21 protein-coding genes are annotated in these 21,540 nt (G+C 51.5%); 7 read left to right on the top strand and 14 right to left on the bottom strand.

The genetic code is table 11. The features are described 5' to 3' along the window. The first annotated feature begins 6 nt into the window (after positions 1-6). From AB1K62_RS02030 to AB1K62_RS02040, 3 genes are all read left to right on the top strand, one after another. Entirely contained in the window at positions 7-543 is a 537-nt protein-coding gene (locus tag AB1K62_RS02030) for a hypothetical protein (protein ID WP_367000829.1), read from the top strand. A gap of 37 nt (positions 544-580) precedes the next feature. After that, positions 581-1,009, top strand: a complete 429-nt coding sequence (locus AB1K62_RS02035; RefSeq protein ID WP_367000830.1) for a MerR family DNA-binding transcriptional regulator — start codon at positions 581-583, stop codon at positions 1,007-1,009. 61 nt (positions 1,010-1,070) lie between these two features. Then, positions 1,071-2,873 (top strand): acyl-CoA dehydrogenase C-terminal domain-containing protein, encoded by a 1,803-nt coding sequence (locus AB1K62_RS02040; protein WP_367000831.1) that lies wholly within the window; start codon positions 1,071-1,073, stop codon positions 2,871-2,873. A gap of 80 nt (positions 2,874-2,953) precedes the next feature. Here AB1K62_RS02040 and cysK read toward each other — a convergent pair whose 3' ends face one another. Continuing rightward, positions 2,954-3,874, bottom strand: coding sequence for a cysteine synthase A (gene cysK / locus AB1K62_RS02045; protein ID WP_367000833.1), 921 nt, complete (start codon positions 3,872-3,874; stop codon positions 2,954-2,956). 22 nt (positions 3,875-3,896) lie between these two features. Beyond that, entirely contained in the window at positions 3,897-5,204 is a 1,308-nt protein-coding gene (locus AB1K62_RS02050) for an MFS transporter (protein WP_367002020.1), read from the bottom strand. 324 nt (positions 5,205-5,528) lie between these two features. On the opposite strand from AB1K62_RS02050, the gene AB1K62_RS02055 reads away from it, so the two are divergent. After that, positions 5,529-6,203: a L,D-transpeptidase family protein gene (locus tag AB1K62_RS02055; protein ID WP_367000835.1), complete on the top strand. Its 675-nt coding sequence runs from the start codon at positions 5,529-5,531 to the stop codon at positions 6,201-6,203. A gap of 9 nt (positions 6,204-6,212) precedes the next feature. Here the strand turns inward: AB1K62_RS02055 and AB1K62_RS02060 are convergent, their stop codons facing one another. Then, complete coding sequence (locus AB1K62_RS02060; RefSeq protein WP_367000837.1) at positions 6,213-7,370, bottom strand: cupin domain-containing protein; 1,158 nt, start codon at positions 7,368-7,370, stop codon at positions 6,213-6,215. A gap of 79 nt (positions 7,371-7,449) precedes the next feature. On the opposite strand from AB1K62_RS02060, the gene AB1K62_RS02065 reads away from it, so the two are divergent. Further along, positions 7,450-7,998 carry a pseudouridine synthase gene (locus AB1K62_RS02065; protein ID WP_367000839.1) on the top strand — a complete coding sequence of 183 codons (549 nt, stop codon included), beginning with the start codon at positions 7,450-7,452 and terminating at the stop codon, positions 7,996-7,998. 12 nt (positions 7,999-8,010) lie between these two features. Here AB1K62_RS02065 and AB1K62_RS02070 read toward each other — a convergent pair whose 3' ends face one another. After that, positions 8,011-10,329 carry a UvrD-helicase domain-containing protein gene (locus AB1K62_RS02070; RefSeq protein WP_367002021.1) on the bottom strand — a complete coding sequence of 773 codons (2,319 nt, stop codon included), beginning with the start codon at positions 10,327-10,329 and terminating at the stop codon, positions 8,011-8,013. 155 nt (positions 10,330-10,484) lie between these two features. Between AB1K62_RS02070 and AB1K62_RS02075 the strand changes: the two genes are divergently transcribed. Continuing rightward, positions 10,485-10,607, top strand: coding sequence for a hypothetical protein (locus AB1K62_RS02075; RefSeq protein ID WP_367000841.1), 123 nt, complete (start codon positions 10,485-10,487; stop codon positions 10,605-10,607). Between the two features lie 15 nt (positions 10,608-10,622). Here AB1K62_RS02075 and rsmD read toward each other — a convergent pair whose 3' ends face one another. Together rsmD and AB1K62_RS02085 are read right to left on the bottom strand one after the other, a co-directional pair. After that, a complete protein-coding gene (gene rsmD / locus AB1K62_RS02080; RefSeq protein ID WP_367000842.1) occupies positions 10,623-11,174 on the bottom strand; it encodes a 16S rRNA (guanine(966)-N(2))-methyltransferase RsmD in 552 nt (183 codons plus the stop codon). Positions 11,175-11,220: 46 nt separating this feature from the next. After that, positions 11,221-12,048 (bottom strand): pseudouridine synthase, encoded by an 828-nt coding sequence (locus tag AB1K62_RS02085; RefSeq protein ID WP_367000844.1) that lies wholly within the window; start codon positions 12,046-12,048, stop codon positions 11,221-11,223. A 167-nt stretch (positions 12,049-12,215) separates the two neighbouring features. Here AB1K62_RS02085 and AB1K62_RS02090 point away from each other — a divergent pair, with 167 nt between their 5' ends. Continuing rightward, positions 12,216-13,907, top strand: coding sequence for an MFS transporter (locus AB1K62_RS02090; protein ID WP_367000846.1), 1,692 nt, complete (start codon positions 12,216-12,218; stop codon positions 13,905-13,907). On the opposite strand, the gene AB1K62_RS02095 is transcribed toward AB1K62_RS02090, so the two are convergent. The 8 genes from AB1K62_RS02095 to purB form a co-directional block, all read right to left on the bottom strand. Then, a complete protein-coding gene (locus AB1K62_RS02095; RefSeq protein WP_367000848.1) occupies positions 13,885-15,207 on the bottom strand; it encodes a folylpolyglutamate synthase/dihydrofolate synthase family protein in 1,323 nt (440 codons plus the stop codon). The two genes, AB1K62_RS02090 and AB1K62_RS02095, sit on opposite strands and share 23 nt — an antisense overlap. A 115-nt stretch (positions 15,208-15,322) precedes the next feature. Continuing rightward, positions 15,323-16,177 (bottom strand): acetyl-CoA carboxylase, carboxyltransferase subunit beta, encoded by an 855-nt coding sequence (gene accD, locus AB1K62_RS02100; protein WP_367000850.1) that lies wholly within the window; start codon positions 16,175-16,177, stop codon positions 15,323-15,325. A 32-nt stretch (positions 16,178-16,209) separates the two neighbouring features. Then, the gene (trpA, locus tag AB1K62_RS02105; RefSeq protein WP_367000852.1) at positions 16,210-16,998 is read right to left on the bottom strand and encodes a tryptophan synthase subunit alpha; all 789 of its coding nucleotides are present in this window, start codon (positions 16,996-16,998) and stop codon (positions 16,210-16,212) included. Next, entirely contained in the window at positions 16,995-18,227 is a 1,233-nt protein-coding gene (trpB, locus tag AB1K62_RS02110; protein WP_367000853.1) for a tryptophan synthase subunit beta, read from the bottom strand. The genes trpA and trpB overlap by 4 nt, the downstream gene beginning before the upstream one ends. A gap of 72 nt (positions 18,228-18,299) precedes the next feature. After that, positions 18,300-18,950 carry a phosphoribosylanthranilate isomerase gene (locus AB1K62_RS02115; protein WP_367000854.1) on the bottom strand — a complete coding sequence of 217 codons (651 nt, stop codon included), beginning with the start codon at positions 18,948-18,950 and terminating at the stop codon, positions 18,300-18,302. 57 nt (positions 18,951-19,007) lie between these two features. After that, entirely contained in the window at positions 19,008-19,682 is a 675-nt protein-coding gene (gene pyrF, locus AB1K62_RS02120) for an orotidine-5'-phosphate decarboxylase (protein WP_367000856.1), read from the bottom strand. Then, on the bottom strand, positions 19,679-20,071 hold the full coding sequence (locus tag AB1K62_RS02125; RefSeq protein WP_367000858.1) for a hypothetical protein: 393 nt from the start codon (positions 20,069-20,071) through the stop codon (positions 19,679-19,681). Before AB1K62_RS02125 ends, pyrF begins: the two co-directional genes overlap by 4 nt. 116 nt (positions 20,072-20,187) lie before the next feature. Next, the gene (gene purB / locus AB1K62_RS02130) at positions 20,188-21,489 is read right to left on the bottom strand and encodes an adenylosuccinate lyase (protein ID WP_367000859.1); all 1,302 of its coding nucleotides are present in this window, start codon (positions 21,487-21,489) and stop codon (positions 20,188-20,190) included. Positions 21,490-21,540: the final 51 nt, after the last annotated feature.

The raw sequence follows: 21,540 nt of genomic DNA on the forward strand, positions 1-21,540 counted from the left end.
TTAATATTGGTCGCATTCTTCCTTGCATCATGTGATCAAGCCGGGGAGCAGCAAGAAGGAGAAGACAGCATACCTCCGGGATTGAGCCAAAAATTGCCAGTTTTGGAGCAAGCTGCCATTGATGCGGGTATCATTCCTGACGTTCGCAATATGAGTCTTTCCGGAGCTTTTGAGAGACGTAGTGATCTGGGTGAAGATCGCTTTTGTGCCGTAGGCAATGATGAGCATGGTTATCAGGTTGGGCTTCTCGCCGTTTTTGGCCCCGATAGCAAATGCGAAGCCATGGGCGCAGCTGAGCGTGCTGGAGAAAATGTCAGGATCACATTGAATAGTAGGACGGTTGGCGAAGAGAAATGTATCTTTGATGCAAGTTTTGATGGTGTCTCTCTCCGGTTTCCGGGTATCTTACCAACGTCTTGCAATAGTTATTGCACTCCTCCGGCGGTGCTCGATGGTGTGAGTTTTTATCTGGTTGGGGAGGGCAATGCGGTTGCGCGGTCTACCCGTGGTCGGGAAATCGAGAATTTATGTCCGGGCCAATAGGCTTGACGTTTACGTTAGCGTAACTTATACGGTCAATATGTCTATACCGCTCAATCATGCCGAGCTTGATACGCCAGATCTTCAAAATCGCGAAACCTACACGATTTCGGATTTATCGGAGGAATTTGGCGTCACAGCACGCGCGCTCCGGTTTTATGAAGACGAAGGTCTTATTGCGCCCCATCGTAAAGGATTGACGCGTATATATGCAAAGCGGGACCGTGCGCGCCTTGCCTGGATCATGCGGGCGAAAAACGTCGGGTTCAGTTTGACCGAGATTCGCGAAATGATTGATCTCTATGATCTGGGCGATGGTCGTATCACGCAAAAAAAAGTTACGCTCGATAAATGTCAGGAGAAGGTAAATCTTCTGAAGAAACAGCGGAACGATATTGACAGTTCTATCAAAGAACTCACCGAATTTATCAAGATTGTGCAGGACGCTGTAAAACTAACCGAAATGTAACAGGCTTGGCTATCCGCCGATACCTGCTGGCCACACTCGAAATAACAGAAAGCTGTAGAGAATGCCTAATTACCAAGCCCCCGTCCGTGATACGCAGTTTATTATAAACAATGTGCTCGACGTTGAGCAGTTTTCCGCCTTGCCTGGCTTTGAAAATGCAACGCCGGAAATGATTGATGCGATCCTTACCGAGGGAAGCAAATTTATTGAAAATGTGCTGTTCCCGCTCAATCAGGTCGGAGATCAAGAAGGCTGTGTTCGCCATGAAGATGGCAGTGTAACCACACCAACCGGCTTTAAAGACGCCTATAAGCAATATTGCGAAGCGGGCTGGGGAACATTATCGGCGCCAGAGGAGTTTGGCGGACAGGGCTTGCCGCACATCGTTTCAATGGCGATTGGGGAATATATGACAAGCGGCAATATGGCTTTTGCTATGTATCCCGGCCTGACCCACGGTGCGATTTCGGCTATTCTCGCAAAAGGTAGCGATGAACAGAAAACCCGCTTCGTCCCTAAAATGGTGTCGGGTGAATGGACCGGCACAATGAACTTGACCGAACCGCATTGCGGTACGGATCTTGGCCTTATCAGAACCAAAGCTGTTCCCAATGCCGATGGTTCCCACGCGATTACGGGTACAAAGATTTTCATTTCATCGGGCGAGCATGACATGTCCGAGAATATTATTCATCTGGTCCTTGCCAAAACTCCCGATGCGCCGGATAGCGTCAAAGGAATATCGCTGTTCATCGTTCCCAAGTTTATTGTCAATGAGGATGGTTCTTTGGGCGACAGTAACGCGGTATCTTGCGGCTCTATTGAGCATAAAATGGGTATTCACGGCAATAGCACCTGCGTCATGAACTATGACGGGGCGACGGGTTATCTTGTCGGTGAAGAAAACAAAGGGCTGGCAGCGATGTTCATCATGATGAACGTGGCACGTCTGGGCGTTGGTCAACAGGGGCTTGGTATTGCCGAAGTTGCTTATCAAAATGCCGTTCATTATGCCAATGATCGCCGTCAGGGCAGGGCGCTGACAGGACCGGAAGACCCAGAAGAAAAAGCCGATACATTATTTGTGCATCCCGATGTCCGGCGCATGCTATTGGACGGGAAAGCCTTCACCGAAGGCATGCGCGCATTATGTCTATGGGGCGCATTGCAGGCGGATTTGATTCATCAGGCACCTACAGAAGAGGAGCGCCAAACATCTGATGATCTTCTGTCGTTATTGACTCCTGTGATCAAAGGCTATGGCACGGACAAAGGATATGAAGTCGCCACAAATGCCCAACAAGTCTATGGCGGTCATGGGTATATAGCCGAATGGGGTATGGAACAATATGTCCGCGATGCTCGCATCTCCATGCTTTATGAAGGCACAAACGGTATTCAGGCAATGGATCTGGTTGGCCGCAAGCTGGCCCAAAATGGTGGTCGCGCGGTTCAGGCGTTGTTCTCCCTGATCGCTAAAGAAGCAGGCGATGCAAAGGATGATGACAAGCTGAAAGACTTTGCCGAGGCTTTGGAAAAAGCCAATGGCGAGCTGCAAAAGGCTACCATGTGGTTCATGCAGAATGCCATGGTCAATCCTAATAATGCAGGGGCCGGCGCACATCATTATATGCATATCATGGGTATTGTCGCGCTTGGCTTGATGTGGCTGCGGATGGCGAAAGCTGCTGCCAAGGCATTGGCTTCTGGAGAAGATAATGCAGAGTTTTATGAAGCCAAGCTGGTGACAGCCCGCTATTTTTCCGAACGCTTTTTCCCCGACGCTGGTGCACTGCGCCGTAAGATTGAAGGCGGAAGTGAGGCGCTTATGGCGCTATCACCAAAAATGTTCGGTGTATCCTGAAGCTATTGGCCGCCGCTCCTGATTTGGGAGCAGCGGCCATTATCTGACTTTAGGTATCTTAGCGAATTATCGCAGGAAACTCATTCCTCAGGCAAGAAATCCGGGACGGATAAATAGCGTTCGCCCGTGTCGTAATTAAAGCCCAGAACCTTGGCATCATCGGCCAATTCGGGAAGTTTTTTCGCAATCGCTGCTAATGTGGCGCCAGAGCTTATTCCGACCAACATGCCTTCTTCCTTTGCTGCGCGCAGGGCCATTTCCTTGGCATCGGCTGCTTCAACCAATATCGCGCCATCAATGCTTTGCGTATGCAGATTACCGGGAACAAAACCGGCACCAATGCCCTGTATTGGATGGGGGCCGGGCTGACCGCCGCTTATTACCGGTGAACCAGTGGGTTCTACCGCATAGACTTTTAGTCCGCTCCACTCTTTTTTGAGCACTTCGGCAATGCCGCTGATATGACCACCAGTACCAACTCCGGTGACAATAGCATCCAGCGGATTGTCCTTGAAATCTGTCAATATTTCTTGCGCCGTGTTTCGCTTGTGGACCTCAAAATTGGCCGGATTCTCAAATTGTTGCGGCATCCATGCGCCAAATGTGGAATCAACCAGCTCTTGCGCCCGTTCTATGGCGCCCTTCATGCCCTTTTCTTTTGGAGTGAGGTCAAAGCTGGCCCCGTATGCTAGCATCAGACGTCGACGCTCCACCGACATTGATTCCGGCATCACCAGAATCAGCTTATATCCCTTTACCGCCGCAACCATGGCCAGCCCTACGCCTGTATTACCCGATGTCGGTTCAATTATGGTGCCGCCGGGTTTCAAGGCGCCAGATTTTTCCGCTTCTTCAATCATCGCCAAAGCAATGCGGTCCTTAATCGAACCAGCCGGATTGGACCGCTCTGACTTAATCCACACCCGGGCATCACCAAACAGGCGCTGCATTTTGATATGCGGTGTATTACCTATGGTTTCCAGTATGTTATTGGCGATCATTGGTCTGTTCTCCTATCCGTGGTTAAGCGATTGGTGTTTTGTTTCTTTTCAAATTCCCACTAATATTATCGTCCAAATCATCAGGGGGATCAAAAGTTTTGGCCGCGCCCAGTTGCGGGAACAGGCGTGACCAGAGTCCTGTTATGACTATAGCACCTGCACCGCCCGCTACAATGGCTGCAATGGGACCGAACAACACTGCCAGCCCGCCTGACAACGCATCTCCCAATTCATTTGATGCGCTGACCGTTACCTGGCTGACCGCGCCGACTCGTCCGCGCCGGTCATCCGGGGTGTGCAGTTGGATCAATGAACCGCGCACATAAATGCCGAACATATCCGCCGCGCCGCATATAGCCAGGCAGGCCATCGACAGGGGCAGCGAGGTGCTTAAACCAAAGCCGATTGTGGCAAGGCCAAAAATGGCCATGGCGATCAGCATTTTGTTACCAACATTGCGTGATAGCGGTGCAAATGAAAAGATCACTGCGACGATGACCGCGCCCACCGCAGGCGAAGCGGCCAACAACGATAGCCCGATTTCTCCTGCATCCAATATATCGCGCGCAAACACCGGGATCATCGCGGTCGCCCCGGCCAGAAACATGACCAGCAGATCCAGCGTAATAGCACCAAGCACCAGCTTGTTGGTCCAAACATAGGACATGCCGTCCAACACCTGACGCAGCGGGCCTTTGGTGCGGTCAATCGCGCTGCGCTTTACCGGACCGATCATTAGCATCGCCGCTACCGCTAGAATATAGAGCGCGGCACAGACAAAATAGGGCAGAGCAGGAGCAATTTTATAGAGCGGCCCGGCCATGCCCGGACCGGCGATGACTCCCACTTGCCATGCGATATTGGATAAAGCGATGGCGCGGGGTAGCGATTCTTTGGGAACCAGATTCGGCGCTAGCGAGCTTATCGCTGGACCCAGGAAGGCCCGGCAGATACCGAGCAATACGGAAATGAGATATATCGCCCATAACGAGATTTGCCCAGTTACGGTTAATAGCCCCAAAGTCAGTGCAATCGCAGCCTGAACCGCCAAAACAATTCGCGCAATCCAGCGCCGGTCCATATGGTCGGCAACCCATCCAACCAGTGGGGTTAGAATGAATAATGGCACAAACTGAAGCAGGCCGAGCAACCCCAATATGCCCGCAGAGGCCCCGACGCCCATATCCTCACGGGCCAGATTATACGCCTGCCACCCTAGAATAAGCATCATCGCATAAAGCGCGAACATCGCCGAGAGGCGGGAGAACCACAAAAAGCGGTAATTTGAAATTGTAAATGGATGGGGTGCGGTTTGGGAAATGGCTCTGATCTTCTTCTGGAAATTATTCTAAGGCGTTTCTTTCGGGTCGGTAGCCGTGCGCTTTAATTAAGATTCAGTGATTGGCCTAGTTTTAGGCCTGTATGCCTTTACAGAACAGCAATTTTTTATTGGGCGGCATATTGCAACGCTTGTAGCGGCGATGCGCTTATTCCAGGCCCACCCCAAACATCACCCAGTTAACGTTCCTGTATTCTGCGTCCCTTAGCGGCACAGACGCGAATAGAAGATGGCGAGGCGCGCTTATATTTGGTAAATAAATTATGAAGATAAACCGAGCGGCAGCGTTAGCGGCTCAATAACCGGAGTAGAATAATGGCTAACCAGATTGCATTGCGGATCAGCAAGGCGATACTTATTATGGCGGGACTGGCCGTGTTTGTGCTGGCAGTCATGGGCGTGGTTCGCGCAGCAGTCGTTATACCGGCGGTGGAGCAAGGAGCGGAGTTGCCTGCTCTTTCCAAAGCGGATGATGCAAAGCCTATCTTACACCAGCCAGCTGCAGAAACACAGCCTGAAACCGCGAGCGATTTTGTAATTAAACGCGTACTCCAGATTGATGAGCCATTTGTGCACGGATATTATAAATGGGACGATGAGGGCGTGCCCGACGGGGAAATAATCATTACTGTAGATTTGAAAGCGGAATCGCTTTCAGTATTTAAAGGTGGTTATGAAATCGGCGCGACCGTCATCAAATTTGGCGATGCACTAAAGCCTACGCCAACCGGTGTTTTCCCGATCACTCAGAAAAATGCCGATCATGTGTCGAACCTCTATGACGTGCCGATGCCTTATATGATGCGTTTGACCAATGACGGGATTGCAATCCATGGGGCAGACGTGAAATGGGGCTATGGAACGCGCGGCTGCATTGGTGTGCCGACCGAATTTGCCCGCCTGTTATTTGAGCAGGTCAGTCTGGGCGACCGTGTGATTGTCACCAATGGCAAGATAATTGATCTGGGCGATACGATTGCCGCAGGATAATTCCGCAAGCTAATCTTGCAGATCGAAGATCAAACTGCCTTGAATATATAGCCGAGTGATCAATGCCATAACATCATTGGATTCGATCAGGACGGGATCGAGGGAAATTTGTCCTCGCCCGCACAAAATCTCTGCGAATATCGCGGTGTGGCCTGTGCATGGAAAAGATTCGCCATCGACAAATAATATGATCGACTTGTCGGATTGCCGGATAAAGGAAAAACGGCTAGCTGGATTGCGGTGCAATGGATGGCCGCTGGCCAGATGCGCTCGTAGTTGATCGATTCCTGAAGACTGCTGCGCGCGCCAGTCTATATCGGGATATTTCGGCGTGCTGCTATATTCCCCGAACCAACGTGCAAAAGCATCACGATCAGCCAGTTTTCCCAGAATCATCTTATGCAACGCATCAATGGCTTCGGGCCTGATTTCACCCGGATTATTTTGTGCTTGTAATGAAGGGTCCGTGTAGCGGTCATCATCCTTCATATCCGCAATCAAATCATCAGCCCAATAGCCTATAAGTTCACTGCGTGCAGGTGCGCGAAAACCGATAGAATAGGTCATGCACTGTTCGCTGACTGCTGTGCCTTCATGGGCCACGCCCGGCGGGACATATAATATGTCACCTGGTTCGCAAATCCATTCCTCACTTGCTTCGAAATTGGCGAGCAGACGTAAATCATCATGCGGCAACAGCGCGCTATCAGAATCGCAAGCCCCGCCAATTTGCCACCGGCGTTGTCCGGTTCCTTGAATCAGGAATACATCATATTGATCAAAATGCGGTCCGACTCCGCCGCCTTTAGCCGCAAAGCTGACCATTACATCGTCGATGCGCCAGTTTGGAATGAAACGAAATGGTTCGATCAGCGCGGATACTTCCGGCACATAATGATCCACCGCCTGAACCAGCAAGGTCCAGTTTTCATCCCCAAGCTGGTCGAAACGATCTTCTGGCAACGGGCCATTTTCGACGTTCCAGCCGCCGTCCATATCTGTATGGGTAATCAGACGCGACTCGACACCATCTTCACAGGACAGACCGGCCAGATCATCCGGTTCAAGCGGGTCGCTCCACGCTTCCCAGGGGTTTTTAATGAGTAACGGCTTTTTCTGCCAGTAATCACGCAAAAATGCGTCGGTATCGAAATGGGTGAATTGCATTGCTGCCCTATACAAAATCAGGCAGGAAAAATGCCAACAATAATTTGCTGATAGTGTCCACCAGTGTCAAAGGAAGGCGATGGCGAAATTAATCCTGCTCAACAAACCTTTTGGCGTGCTGTCGCAATTTACCGATCGCGGCACGCAGACGGCGCGGCCTACTTTGTCAGATCATATTGATATTCCGGGCGTATATCCGGCCGGGCGGCTGGACCGTGATAGTGAAGGTTTGATGCTGCTAACAGATGACGGAAAATTGCAAGCGCGGATTACTGATCCCAAATATAAGCTGCCAAAAACTTATCTGGCACAGGTAGAGGGAGAGCCGCAAGAAGAAAGCCTTGAGCAGTTACGGCGCGGTGTGAGCTTAAAGGATGGCCAGACAATGCCAGCTGAAGTGGGACGCATTGCCGAACCCGATCTATGGCCCCGCGATCCGCCGGTCCGTTTCCGCAAAAGCGTGCCGGATTGCTGGTTAAAGCTTACAATTCGTGAGGGGCGTAACCGGCAGGTTCGACGAATGACAGCCGCAACCGGACATCCGACATTGCGGCTGGTGCGGTGGAGTGTCGGGGAGTGGACCTTGAAGGGCTTGCAGCCGGGTGAATGGCGGGAAGTGCAGATTTAGGTCGCCAATAGTTTAAACGACTTCGATAAAACTGTCGAGGACACGCTTCTGGCCCGAATTTTCAAATTCAATTTCCAGCTTGTTACCATCTTTCTCCATCACTTCGCCATATCCGAATTTTGTATGGAATACACGCATGCCAATACTGACATCATCGCGGCCTTTATTGCTTTGTGATACAGCGCTGCGGTGAGCGGGCTTTATGGTTTTCGGGGTGCTTTCGAATGTTCCGGCATTGCGCGCGCGTCTCCATCCCGGACCGCGGTTTGATCCGCGTGCGGCATCGGCAAAAGGGCTGCTGTCAAAAGAATCAGCGCGGTCCGACCAAGCGGCACGCCACAGGCTTTCACCTCCCGCCATACTGGATTCTTCTTCTATGTGCTCTGCAGGCAACTCACCAATGAAGCGAGAGGGGATGGAACTGGTCCACTGACCATATATCCGCCGGTTTGCAGCATGGAATATTGTGCATTTTTTGCGCGCCCGGGTGATGGCGACATAGGCAAGACGGCGCTCCTCCTCCAGCGAAGCAATTCCGCCTTCGTCAAGACTACGTTGAGAGGGGAATACGCCTTCCTCCCATCCGGCGCAAAAGACATGGTCATATTCCAGGCCTTTGGCGCCATGCATCGTCATTATCGTGACTTTGGCCTCGTGACTAACTGCATCATTATCCATAACCAGCGATACATGTTCAAGGAAGTCGCCCAGCGTTTCATATTCCTCCATCGCACGAGTTAGCTCAGTCAGGTTTTCAAGCCGTCCGGCGGCCTCGGGTGATCGGTCCGCCTGCAACATCGTGGTATAGTCGCACTCGTCTAGCACTAACCGTGCCAGCTCTGCGTGGGGAAGTCCCTCGACATTGCTCCGCCAGCGCGCGAAATTGCTCATCAAGCCCTGAAGCGTTGTTCGTGCTCGCGCAGGCAGTTCGTCTGAATCGCAGATGGCGATCGCCGCAGCAGTCAGCGGAATAGCTTGCGTTCGGGCCAAGCGATGAATTTTTTCCACAGTTTTATCCCCAAGGCCACGTTTGGGAACATTGACGATCCTCTCAAAAGCAAGATCATCCGCTGGCTGTGCAATGACCCGCATATAGGCAAGCGCATCGCGGATCTCCGCACGTTCGTAAAAGCGAAATCCACCGATAATCTTGTATGGTATCCCGATGGAGATAAACCGGTCCTCAAACTCGCGAGTTTGAAACTGTGCGCGAACCAGAATAGCCATATCGTCGAGCGATACGCCTTTGTCGCGCAGACTTTCCATTTCCTCGCCCGTGCGCCGGGCCTCTTCCGGCCCGTCCCAGACACCGGTGATTTGCACTTTTTCACCGTCTTTTTCTTCGGTCCACAATGTCTTGCCAAGACGACCGCTATTATGGGCGATCAGCGCAGATGCGGCGGCAAGGATATGGGGCGTGGAGCGGTAATTTTGTTCCAGTTTGATGACTTTGGCATCAGGGAAATCTTTTTCGAAGCGCAATATATTGGCAACTTCTGCCCCGCGCCAGCTATAGATCGACTGGTCATCATCACCCACACAGCATATATTTTTGCGATCCTGCGCGAGCAGCCGCAGCCAGAGATATTGGCTGGAATTGGTATCCTGATACTCATCGACCAGAATATATTTAAAACGCTCCTGATAGAGTTTCAGGATTTCGCGGTCCGTTTTTAGCAGGTTGAGGATATGGAGCAAAAGATCGCCAAAGTCGCAGGCGTTCAAAACTTTTAAACGGGCCTGATAAGCAGCATAAAATTCTTGACCACGACCATTGCCATAGCGTTCATTTTCATTGGCATCGAGGTCAGCCGGGTTTAGACCGCGGTTTTTCCACTGGTCGATCAATCCTGCCAGCATTCTTGCAGGCCAGCGTTTGTCATCCAGATCCTCCGCCTGAATCAATTGTTTGAGCAAACGGATCTGGTCATCTGTATCGAGAATGGTGAAATTGCTTTTTAACCCGACCAACTCTGCATGTCGGCGCAGCATTTTCGCGCCGATGCTGTGAAACGTGCCTAGCCAAGGCATCCCTTCAACTGCATCGCCGACAATAGCGCCAATCCGTTCTTTCATCTCGCGGGCAGCTTTATTGGTAAAGGTAACGGCAAGTATTTCCGATGGCCATGCTTTACGCATATATATCAAATGCGCTAACCGCCGGGTGAGGGCAGCAGTCTTTCCTGTGCCGGCACCAGCTAATACCAGAACCGGTCCCTCGGTGCTTAACACAGCATCGCGTTGCGGAGCGTTTAGTCCGCGCACATAAGGCGGGTCGCTTTCAGGGGATATATTGACAGTTTCGGTCACAGGTGAACAGTTAGGGAACATCACCGGCGGCGGCAAGAGCAATTTCTCTCCAATTTCGTATCATGACGACGGATTTTAATATTCTGTCAATCTAGGGCAACTAAGGGTTGCAGTTTATGTTGCAGCGCACCATATGCACCGGATCTAAAGAATAACTCCCCGAAGTGGAACAGAAAATGAGTAAACGTCTATTATTTAGCGCGATCATCGCGACCATAATGATGGCTTCGGCCACAGCTTATACGCAGTTGCAGCATCAGCCGAGTGAAACAGCAGCATATACGGTCGCTAATAGTTAAGTCTTGTAGCCAGTATCAATTAGCGGGGCGCAGAATATGTAGTCGGGCGTTTCCGCTATCGCGCCTGCTTTCCAGATCAAAACCCTTGACCTCAATTTCTTCTTGGCGAGAGGTCTCTATCGCAATCCAGCTTGATGGCGAAAACCATCCATGACGACCCAGCTTGTCAAGAGCCACTGCACCAGCACCGGTTTGATAAGGCGGATCCATTAAAACTAGATCATAAGGCTGCCGCGCGGGACCTAGCGCGAGGACCGAACCAATGCGAATATCCGTATTTTCTCTACCTGATCCGGCTAACGTTTCTATATTCTTTTCCAAAGCTTTCAAAGCAACGCGATCTTGCTCGACAAACGTGCAATGCGCGGCTCCGCGTGACAAGGCCTCCAGACCCAGCGCGCCGGAACCTGAAAACAAGTCAAGCACCTGTAAATCGGAAAAGTCACCCAAGCGGCTGGTCAACATGGAAAACAGCCTTTCGCGCGTGCGGTCCGCGGTGGGGCGGGTAATTTCGCCTTTGGGCGCAACAATTTTCCGCCCGCGCCAATCTCCAGCAATTATACGCATAGGATAAGTGCTCTGTTGATAGAGAAGGGCATGTTGATTTGGTTTATCACTTTAGACTTTTCCGAAATTTTACCAAATCATGGCGCCGAACGGCGTCAATTTCTCCTTTGGGCAGATCACCAAGGATGAACGGACCATAACGGGTACGGATCAGGCGAGAAACTTTCAGACCCAGATGTTCCAATACCCGGCGGACTTCGCGGTTCTTGCCTTCGGTAAGGGTCATCTCGATCCACTGGTTGCGGCCCGTGCGGCGTTCCAGATTGGCCTCGATCGGTCCGTAGTGGATGCCCTCAACCGTGATACCGCGATATAATTCTTCCAATTCATTTTGTGTGATGTCACCAAATGTCCGTGCGCGATAGGTACGCTCGACCCCGGTCTTGGGTAATTCCATCTCTCGCTTGAACTCGCCATCGGTGGTCATCAACAATAGCCCCTCGGTATTCAGGTCGAGGCGGCCAATCGGAATTATCCTTTCCATATCTTTAGGCAGCACATCATAAATGGTTTTGCGACCAGCTGGATCGCGCTCTGCGGTCAGATAGCCGCTGGGTTTATGAAACCGGAACAGTTTTGCTGGGGAAGGTTCTGCAACAGATTTTCCATCAACGGTAATGCCAGTCAGATTTTTCAGCAGCAAAGACGGATGGTCAACGGTGACACCGTTCAAGGCAATGCGCTCTTCACCTATCATCCGTTCGATTTCGCGGCGAGAGGCTACACCTGCGCGTGCCAACAGTTTAGCGATGCGTTGCCCTTCGCGTACAGGTTCCTTATGCGTCGATTCCGATGGTTTAGGCCGGTTAGTTTCTTGCTTTGCCCCGCGCGTGGGTTTGGCTTTATAGACTTTGCCTGATTCTTTGTCGGTCATGCTTTTGCGCATGGCCGAAAATGAAGTTTGTCGCAATCAGTAACCTTGCGGATAATGCAGATGCTATGATTGCGTCAGGCCGCTCGATATCTGAGCGCAGTGGTAAAATCCGGCTGGCATTTGAGCCATTTGCCGCTAGAGTTTCGAATATTTTTAGGGAGAGTAGTGTGAGTGAAGCGGCCCAAGCCGAAGAAAAGCCGGGTTTCAGGAAACTTATTGCATCGCTGGGTCAGCGAAAGACCGGAATGATGTTTATTTTTGGCTTTTCTGCTGGTCTGCCTTACTCTCTCTTGTTGGGCACTCTTTATGCTTGGCTTTCCGATGCCAAGGTCGATTTAGAAACAATGGGCGTATTCTCGCTGATCGGACTGGCTTACGCGTTTAAATTTCTGTGGTCGCCTGTCGTCGACCGGTTGAAAATACCAGGCCTGCACCGTTTGGGCCGCCGTAAAAGCTGGTTGATTCCAGCACAAATGCTGCTCGGGATCATCCTGTTGGTTCTGTCTGTGCTTAATCCGCAATCTTCCATTGGCTGGTTTTCCCTGTTGGCGGGCATGGGGGCGTTTGCATCGGCGACTCAGGACGTGGTGATCGACGCATGGCGTGTGGATGTCGCGGATGAAGTCGCGACGCTCGACATGCTATCGACCGTTTATCAATTGGGATATCGCATTGCCGCATTGGCGGGCGGTGCTTTGGCATTGTTTTTGGCGGATGCATATAGCTGGCCGCTTGTTTATGCCTTGATGGGAGGCACCATGCTCGTAATTTCTATTGCGACTTTCTTTGCGCCGGATACGAAAGCGATGGACGAGGTTGATAGTGATAATGTCTTGCGCGTGACCGGGCAACTTGAGCCTAAAATCCGCGCCTATGCTTTGACGATTGTCGGTGTGCTGTGGGGCTGGGCGTTAATACGGGTTGGCGTATTCATGGTGCAATCGCTTGGCTCTGATCCTGAAACTCGGCCTGACTCGGTGGAGTTTATTCAGTTTAACGGACCGCTGATCGTTATTGCTACCGTCATCATACCGGCGATTATCGCGGCCATTCTGGAGTATTGGCGGCGCAACGGCAAATATGTTTTGCATAACGATACACGCCGCGAAACCGCTTTCGATGCGATCCTCGATCATGGCTATCGGGCATTGGTGCTGCCCCTGGCTGATATTATGGGCCGTTTGGGATGGGCGGCAATCTTAGTATTGGCGCTGATCCTCTCTTACCGAATTACTGATAATATTTGGGGCAGCTTTGCTTATCCGTTCTATCTTGGCGAGCTGGAATACACAAAAAGCGAAGTCGCGGTTGCATCCAAGTTTTTTGGTGTCGGGATGACGATGTTGGGTATCGCGCTGGGCGGCGTATGCTTTGCCTATTTTGGCCGGATGGCGACGCTCACCATCGGCGCGGTAACTGCTGCGGCGAGTAATTTATTATATGCTAATCTAGCAGCGGGCGGCGCCGCAATTGCCACTTTTTCCAAGGTTACGGGCTTCACGTGGCTGGTTAACATGTTTGGAGCGGATGAACGCATGGCAAAGCTGATGCTGGCCATAACCGGCGAAAACCTGGCTGGCGGTCTGGCAGGCGCGGCATTTGTTGCCTATCTTTCGTCGATTACCAGCAAGCACTATAGCGCAGTGCAATATGCATTATTATCTTCCCTGACTTTTTTGATCGGTACTTTGGGGCGCGGCGCTCTGGGTGAGATGATTGAGCGCAATGGATATTTCCAGATATTCCTTTTCACGGCAGGACTTGGCATTTTTGCAATTATTCTATGCTTGATAGAATGGGTTCGGACCAATCGACAAAGAGCACGCGAGAAGCAGGCTAATCTGGCAACTGCCAATTAGCATCCAGAACAGCACCGGCGAGGTAAAGCGAGCCGGCGATTAGTGCAGTTTGGGGGTTTCTGGCTGCGACCAATTTCAAAGCAGCCGCCATATCAGGTGCGCTAGCAATGGTCATATCAATTGCAGCAAAATTATCAGCTACATGGGCCTCATGACCGTCAACCGGAACCACCGTGATGCTCGCGATTTTTGATTTCAGCGGCTTTATAATCGCGGACGGATCTTTGTTCGCCAGCATGCCGATAATGATATGGATAGATTGATTCGGATAATTTGTGAAATGCGCGGCCAGTGCCTCACCGGCATTCACATTATGCCCACCATCAAGCCATGTTTCACAATCAGATGGTAATATATCGCGTAGCGGGCCGGGGCTCAGCTTTTGTAGCCGTGCAGGCCATTTTGCCCATTCCATCGCGGCGCGAAAAGCAGCATCGGAAATCTCTATCGTATCTTGATGGCGCAACATGGCAACGGCAAGCGAAGCGTTTTCCGCTTGATGCGCGCCGGTCAGGGTGGGTAAGGGAAGTGTTAGTTTCCCGCGATCATCGCGGTAATGAAGCTGATGTTCATAAATTACAGCATCCCATTTTTCACCGCGCGGCAGATATTGTGCGCCGGTTTTGACGGCATGCTCTGCAATTGCCGCCGCCATATCATCGTGATATTTTTGGGTCAGCAACGGAGCGCCCCGCTTGGCAATGCCGGCTTTCTCCCATGCGACCCGCACGGATGGGGCATTAGGTGTGTTTTCTTCCGGAGAAAGCAGAAACGCTTCATGATCAATGCCCAATGCAGCAATTCCGGTTGCCACAGGATGGGGCACAATGTTGGTGGCATCCAACCGCCCGCCCAGACCAACTTCCATTATGCACGCATCCGCAGGGGTTTCTGCAAAAGCGAGCATGGCCGCCGCCGTTGTGGCTTCAAAAAAACTGGGATTAATATGTTCGCTTTTATCCAACACTTGCGTCAACAACAGCGCCAGATAATCATCTTCGATAAGTGATCCCGACAGCCTGATACGTTCATTGAAACGGACCAGATGGGGGCTGGAATAAATATGCGTTTTTAGTCCCTCTGCTTCAATCGCGGCGCGTAAAAAGGCACAGGTCGAACCTTTACCGTTGGTTCCCGCGACATGAAATACAGGCGGTAATTTCTGGTGCGGGTTGCCGAGTAGCCCCATGACAGCATTAATCCGTTCCAGACCGAGTACATCTCGGCCAGGAGAAAGGTAAAAAAGACGGTCGAGCTGTTCCTGTACCGCCGGATGATCGGAGCGTGCGCCGTCTGCCATGGTTAGAGGGTGGATTCTATATGTTTATGCAAAACATCGGCCGGGTCGGGTTGAATGGGCAATGTTGGAATTGCCCACGCCCGGCCCTTCCCCTGAAGGGAAGGGAGCGAAATGATCACGCTGCCGTTTTCCAGGCCATTAGGTAACCCATGATATGGGCCAATTGCGCGCGCAAATCCTTGCGGTGGACAACCATGTCGATCATGCCGTGTTCCAGAAGATATTCGGCGGTCTGAAATCCTTCAGGCAGTTTTTCGCGGATAGTATTTTCAATAACGCGCTGTCCCGCAAAACCGATTAGGGCGCCTGGCTCTGATATTTGCACATCGCCAAGCATGGCATAGCTTGCTGTAACGCCGCCGGTTGTCGGGTCCGTCAGCACCACAATAAAGGGTAAGCCTGCCTCCCGTAACATTGAAATGGCTACAGTGGTTTTGGGCATTTGCATGAGCGACAAAATGCCCTCCTGCATTCGTGCACCGCCTGCGGCTGTAAAAATAATATAGGGGCATTGATCCTGCAACGCGCGGCTTGCGCCATCTACGAATGCCTGTCCTACGGCCAGTCCCATGGAGCCGCCCATGAAGGCAAAATCCTGCACCCCAACGACACACGGCACGCTTTCAATCGTTCCGGCAACATTGATTAACGCGTCCTGCTCAGTAGTTTTCGTGCGCGCATCTTTCAGGCGTTCGGTATATTTCTTCTGGTCTTTAAATTTAAGCGGGTCTTCCTTCACTGAAGCAAATGGAAGACGTTCCCAGCTATTTTCGTCCATGATATGCGTAAAGCGGATATCCGGCCCGATCCGTCCGTGATGGTCACATTTCGGGCAGATATGCATATTGTCCTGATATTCCTTCAGGAACACCATAGCCTCGCATTTTTTACATTTGTGCCAAAGATTATCAGGCGTTTCTTTTTTGGTGATCGAGGCGATCTTGTTACGGACATTTCTAAGCCAAGACATGCGTCAGTTTCCCAGGTTTTATAGCCAGATTTTTATCGAGCACTTCTGATAGCATCAGAAAGTGATTTTATATAGTTTTTCACATAGGGCGCAGCATTGGCGCCATGCTCCGCTATAATTTCAACCGTTGCGGACCCCACGATTACCCCGTCTGCAATTCGAGCAATATCGGCGGCCTGATCCGGTGTGCGGATGCCAAAGCCTACAGCAACAGGCAGGTCCGTGCCTGCTTTCAGGCGGTAGACCGCTTCTTCGATATTGACTTGTGCAGCTTGTTGAAGGCCGGTTATGCCCGCGACTGAGACATAATAGAGAAAGCCTGAAGCATTGTTCAAAATTGCGGGCAATCGGTCTGTATCAGTGGTTGGCGTGGCTAGCCGAATGATAGCAATATCCTTTTCCCGCAAATTATCGCCCAGACTATCGTCTTCTTCAACAGGAATATCGACGCAAATAACGCCGTCAATTCCAGCTTTAGCGCAAGAGTCGGCGAACCAGTCTGCGCCGCGGATCGTCATCGGATTGGCATAGCCCATTAGCACTAGCGGGACATCGGGATGGCGCTTTCGAAAAGCAGACGCGATGCTGAAGGTGTCCGCTGTCTTGGTTCCAGCGGCCAGAGAGCGGATATTTGCCGCTTGAATAGTTGGGCCATCGGCCATCGGATCGGTAAACGGCATGCCCAGTTCGATAATATCCGCACCGCCTTCGACTAGCGCGTCCAGGATGGCGGGCATATCCACAGGCGTTGGATCGCCAACTGTTACGAAGGTGATGAGCGCCGCACGATCAGCGGGAAAAGCTTTTGCAAGACGGGTCATATTTTTGTCCCCAATGCCTCTGCAACTGTAAAAATATCTTTGTCGCCGCGTCCGCACAAGTTGGCGAGAATGATCTGGTCCTTACCCATTTTTACTGCTTCACGCGTTACTGCGGCAATAGCATGGGAGGGCTCCAAAGCTGGAATAATGCCTTCGGTGCGACACAGCATCTGGAATGCTTCCAAAGCCTCTGTATCGGTCGCACTATCATAACGCACACGACCGGATTCTTTCAGCCAGCTATGTTCTGGACCGATGCCTGGATAATCCAGCCCAGCACTGATCGAATGAGCTTCGGTAATCTGGCCGTCTTCGTCTTGCAGTAAATAGGTTTTATTCCCGTGTAATATGCCCGGCTTTCCGCCAGCCAGCGATGCCGCATGCTCTTTGTCCAGTCCGTGACCGGCCGCTTCGACGCCCAGCATATCAACATCTTTGTCGTCCAGAAACGGGTGAAACAGGCCAATCGCATTGGAACCGCCGCCAATGGCCGCGACCAGCAGGTCGGGTAAACGGCCGATGCGCCCAAGCATTTGCTCACGCGCCTCGCGGCCAATTACGCTTTGAAAATCGCGAACAAGTTCGGGATAGGGGTGGGGACCGGCAGCTGTGCCGATGATATAAAACGTATCCTCCACATTGGCGACCCAGTCGCGCAAAGCATCATTCATTGCATCTTTCAGCGTCGCCGCGCCGCTTTGGACAGGCACGACCTCTGCGCCGAGCAATTTCATCCGGAACAAATTGGGTTTTTGCCGCTCAACATCGGTTGCGCCCATATAAATGACACAGGGCAGGCCAAAGCGCGCACAGACAGTCGCGGTCGCAACGCCGTGCTGACCGGCCCCGGTTTCCGCGATGATCCGGGTTTTACCCATGCGTTTTGCCAGCAGTATCTGGCCTATGCAATTGTTGATCTTGTGCGCGCCGGTATGGTTCAGTTCATCTCGCTTGAACCAGATTTGCGCGCCTTTGCCCGCCGGTGCATTTTTACGCACTTCTTCGGTAAGACGCTCTGCATAATATAGCGGGCTGGGGCGACCGACATAATGTTCCAGCAAATCATCAAATTCTTGTGCAAAAGCCGGATCGGCTTGCGCTGCGCGATAATGTTTTTCCAGATCAAGGATTAGGGGCATCAGCGTTTCTGCGACATAACGTCCGCCAAATTGGCCAAAATGGCCGCGATCATCGGGCTGGTTACGGAAACTATTGGGTTGGTCGGTCATGGTTCAAAATTCCGCTCATGCTGAGCTTGCCAAAACATATGTAAAAAGGTGGCTTGTCGTCCTGAAACAGGATCAGGATGATTGCTCTTTGTCAAAATCCTGCACCGCTTGGCAAAAGGCAGCGATTCTGTCCACATCTTTGATCCCCGGCTCAGATTCGACGCCCGAAGATACATCAACAAGCGGAGCATTAGTGGCTTGAAGGGCACTGGCCACATTTTGGGGATCCAGACCGCCAGCCAGTCCCCATGGAATCTGGTGGGCATGGCCTGCCAACAGCGACCAGTCAAAGGTAGTCCCCGTCCCGCCGGGAAGCGTTTTGGCCGGTGCATCAAATAATAGCCGGTCAGCTATCCCTTCAAAGCGGGCGCTTTTGGCCAAAGTCGGCTTGTCTTTTACACCAAGCGCTTTCCAAATCTCAGTGCGTCCCTGATCGCGGACGATTTTAAGCCATTCGGATGTCTCGCTGCCATGAAACTGGATAACGTCAGGACGCACAGTGTTGATTGCAAGGCCGGTAGTTTTTGGGTCTGCATTCACCAGCAATAATACTGTTTTCAGCGGCTCTGGCGCAGCTTTGCAAAGCTCGGCCGCTTGTTCCAATGATATATGACGTGGGCTTTTTTCAAAATGCACCAGTCCGATATAATCGGCTCCGGCACGGGCGGCCGCCTCAATGGATTTGATGTTCGACAGTCCGCATATTTTAATAAGTGTTTTCATGGGGCTGGCCATATCGCCTTTGTGTTGGCTCGTCATCCCCAAACCCGTTTGAACAGGTTAAAGCGTCGCCTCAATTGCACGGGCGGCAGCGTTGGGATCGTCAGCAGCAGTAATGGGGCGGCCTATAACCAATATGCTGGCACCATGGTCACGCGCAGCGCGCGGAGTGACAGTGCGTTTTTGATCACCGCTATTGCCATTGGATGGGCGTAGACCGGGCACAACAAAATATCCGTCTTTCCAGTTTTTATGAACAGCCTGAACCTCATTCCCTGAACAGACAATACCATCTAGTCCGGCTTCGGCAGATAAATCAGCCAGTCGGGCTACCTGATCATGGGGGTTACCAGAATAGCCAATGGTACCCATGTCGCTTTCATCAAGTGAGGTAAGCAGGGTAACGCCAACAACCTTGGTGTTGATCCCGGCTGCTGCTTTTGCATCTTCCATCATGGCGCGTCCACCCGAAGCGTGGATGGTTACAATGGCTGGTTCCAGAACATTTATTGCCTGCATCGCTTTTGCAACCGTGTTGGGAATATCATGAAGTTTCAGGTCGAGGAAAATCGGCAGGCCGACTTTTTGGATTTCATGGACGCCGTGATGACCATTGGCGCAGAAAAATTCCAGGCCCAGCTTCAATCCGCCGACATGACCTTCAACCGATTGAGCGAGTGTTATCGCGTCATCCAGCTTGGGTGTGTCGAGCGCAACAAATATCGGGTTAGTCATTTACCGGCCTTTTCGTCTTTATCGGTAGGGGGAATAGGAGGATAAACCTTATTCGATGCAACAGAGCTCGCAGGATCGGCCATCTGGCCTTTTTTAAGATCAAGCGGTGATTTAGGCGAAGTTTCGGGTGTTGTAGCTACGGGCTTCGTAGGTTGAGCAGCCACTTCCAATGTTTTTATCCTGCGATTGAGGCGCCATTTGGTTGTCCGGTGGATCAGCCATAAAGGAAAGAAGCCCAGTAAAAATGCACCTATAACCAGGACCGGCATTTTAGTATCAATGCGGACATCGCCCCATATCTGTACCGAGGTCAGTGTCCAGTTATTGACGGCAAATACGACCAATATAACTGCCAGTATAACCCAGAAAAGCGTTTTTATGAACTGCATTCGAGCCCCTTATTCTCGCAATTTGATTACGTTACGCGTAATTTCGATCAGTGGCCAGACTTCTTGCCACTCGGTATGCAACAAAAACTCTATTGTCCCAATTTTCAACCTGCTTTTCAATCGCCAAAAACCCGATCAAAAATCGTGTCGATATGTTTAAAATGATAATTGAGGTTGAACCGCTCTTCCAGCTCCTCCTCAGACAGTTTTGCAGTTACATCGGGGTCCGCTTTTAACAAATCCAGCAATGCGATCTGACCATCTGATTCCCAGACTTTCATGGCGTTGCGCTGCACTATCCGGTAGCTATCTTCGCGGCTGATGCCTGCTTGGGTGAGCGCGAGAAGAACACGCTGGGAGTGAACCAGACCGCCCATACGGTCCAGATTTTTCTGCATCCGCTCAGGATAGATCAGCAGTTTTTCAACCACACCGGTTAAACGGGCCAGCGCAAAGTCAAGTGTGATCGTGGCGTCTGGTCCGATCATGCGTTCGACGGAACTGTGCGAGATGTCGCGTTCATGCCACAGGGCAACATTCTCCATTGCGGGTAGCGCATAGCTACGCACCATACGCGCCAGTCCGGTCAGATTTTCGGTCAAGATCGGGTTGCGCTTGTGCGGCATCGCGCTGGAACCTTTTTGACCTGGTGAGAAATATTCCTCGGCCTCCAAAACTTCGGTACGTTGCAAATGGCGGATTTCCACAGCCAGCCGCTCCACGGAAGATGCGATAACCGCCAGAGTTGCAAAATATTGTGCATGGCGATCACGCGGGATGACTTGTGTAGAGACCGGTTCAATCTCTAACCCCATTTTCTCTGCAACATGGGCTTCGACTTTGGGGTCAATATTGGCGAACGTTCCGACAGCGCCCGATATCGCGCAGGTCGCGATTTCTTTGCGGGCGAGGACCAGCCGTTCCCGGTTGCGTTCAAATTCGGCATAAGCCTGAGCCAGCTTCATGCCAAAGGTCACCGGCTCTCCATGGATACCGTGGCTGCGGCCAATGGTCGGTGTCAGCTTATGTTCAAAAGCGCGTTTTTTGATAGCGGCAAGCAATTTGTCCAGATCGTCTAACAATACGTCACTGGCCCGTGCCAATTGTACGGACAGGCAAGTATCGAGTACATCACTGGACGTCATTCCCTGATGCATGAAGCGCGCCTCTTCACCGACATTTTCCGCAACATTGGTCAGAAAGGCGATGACATCATGTTTTACTTCGCGCTCAATCTCGTCAATCCGTGCGACATCAAATTTTCCGCGTTCCCATATCGCTTTGGCTGCATCTTTTGGGACGACGCCCAGTTCGGCCAGCGCGTCGGTGGCGTGAGCTTCAATCTCGAACCAGATCCGGAATTTGGATTCGGGCTCCCAGATGGCAACCATATCAGGGCGGGAATAACGCGGGATCATTTTTTCTTTCCTTGAATAACAAAAAGCTGGTTAGAACGATAATCGGAACCG

Origin of the sequence: Parasphingorhabdus sp. JC815, assembly GCF_040717415.1 — a bacterium.
In the GTDB taxonomy this organism is placed as follows: Bacteria; Pseudomonadota; Alphaproteobacteria; order Sphingomonadales; family Sphingomonadaceae; genus Parasphingorhabdus.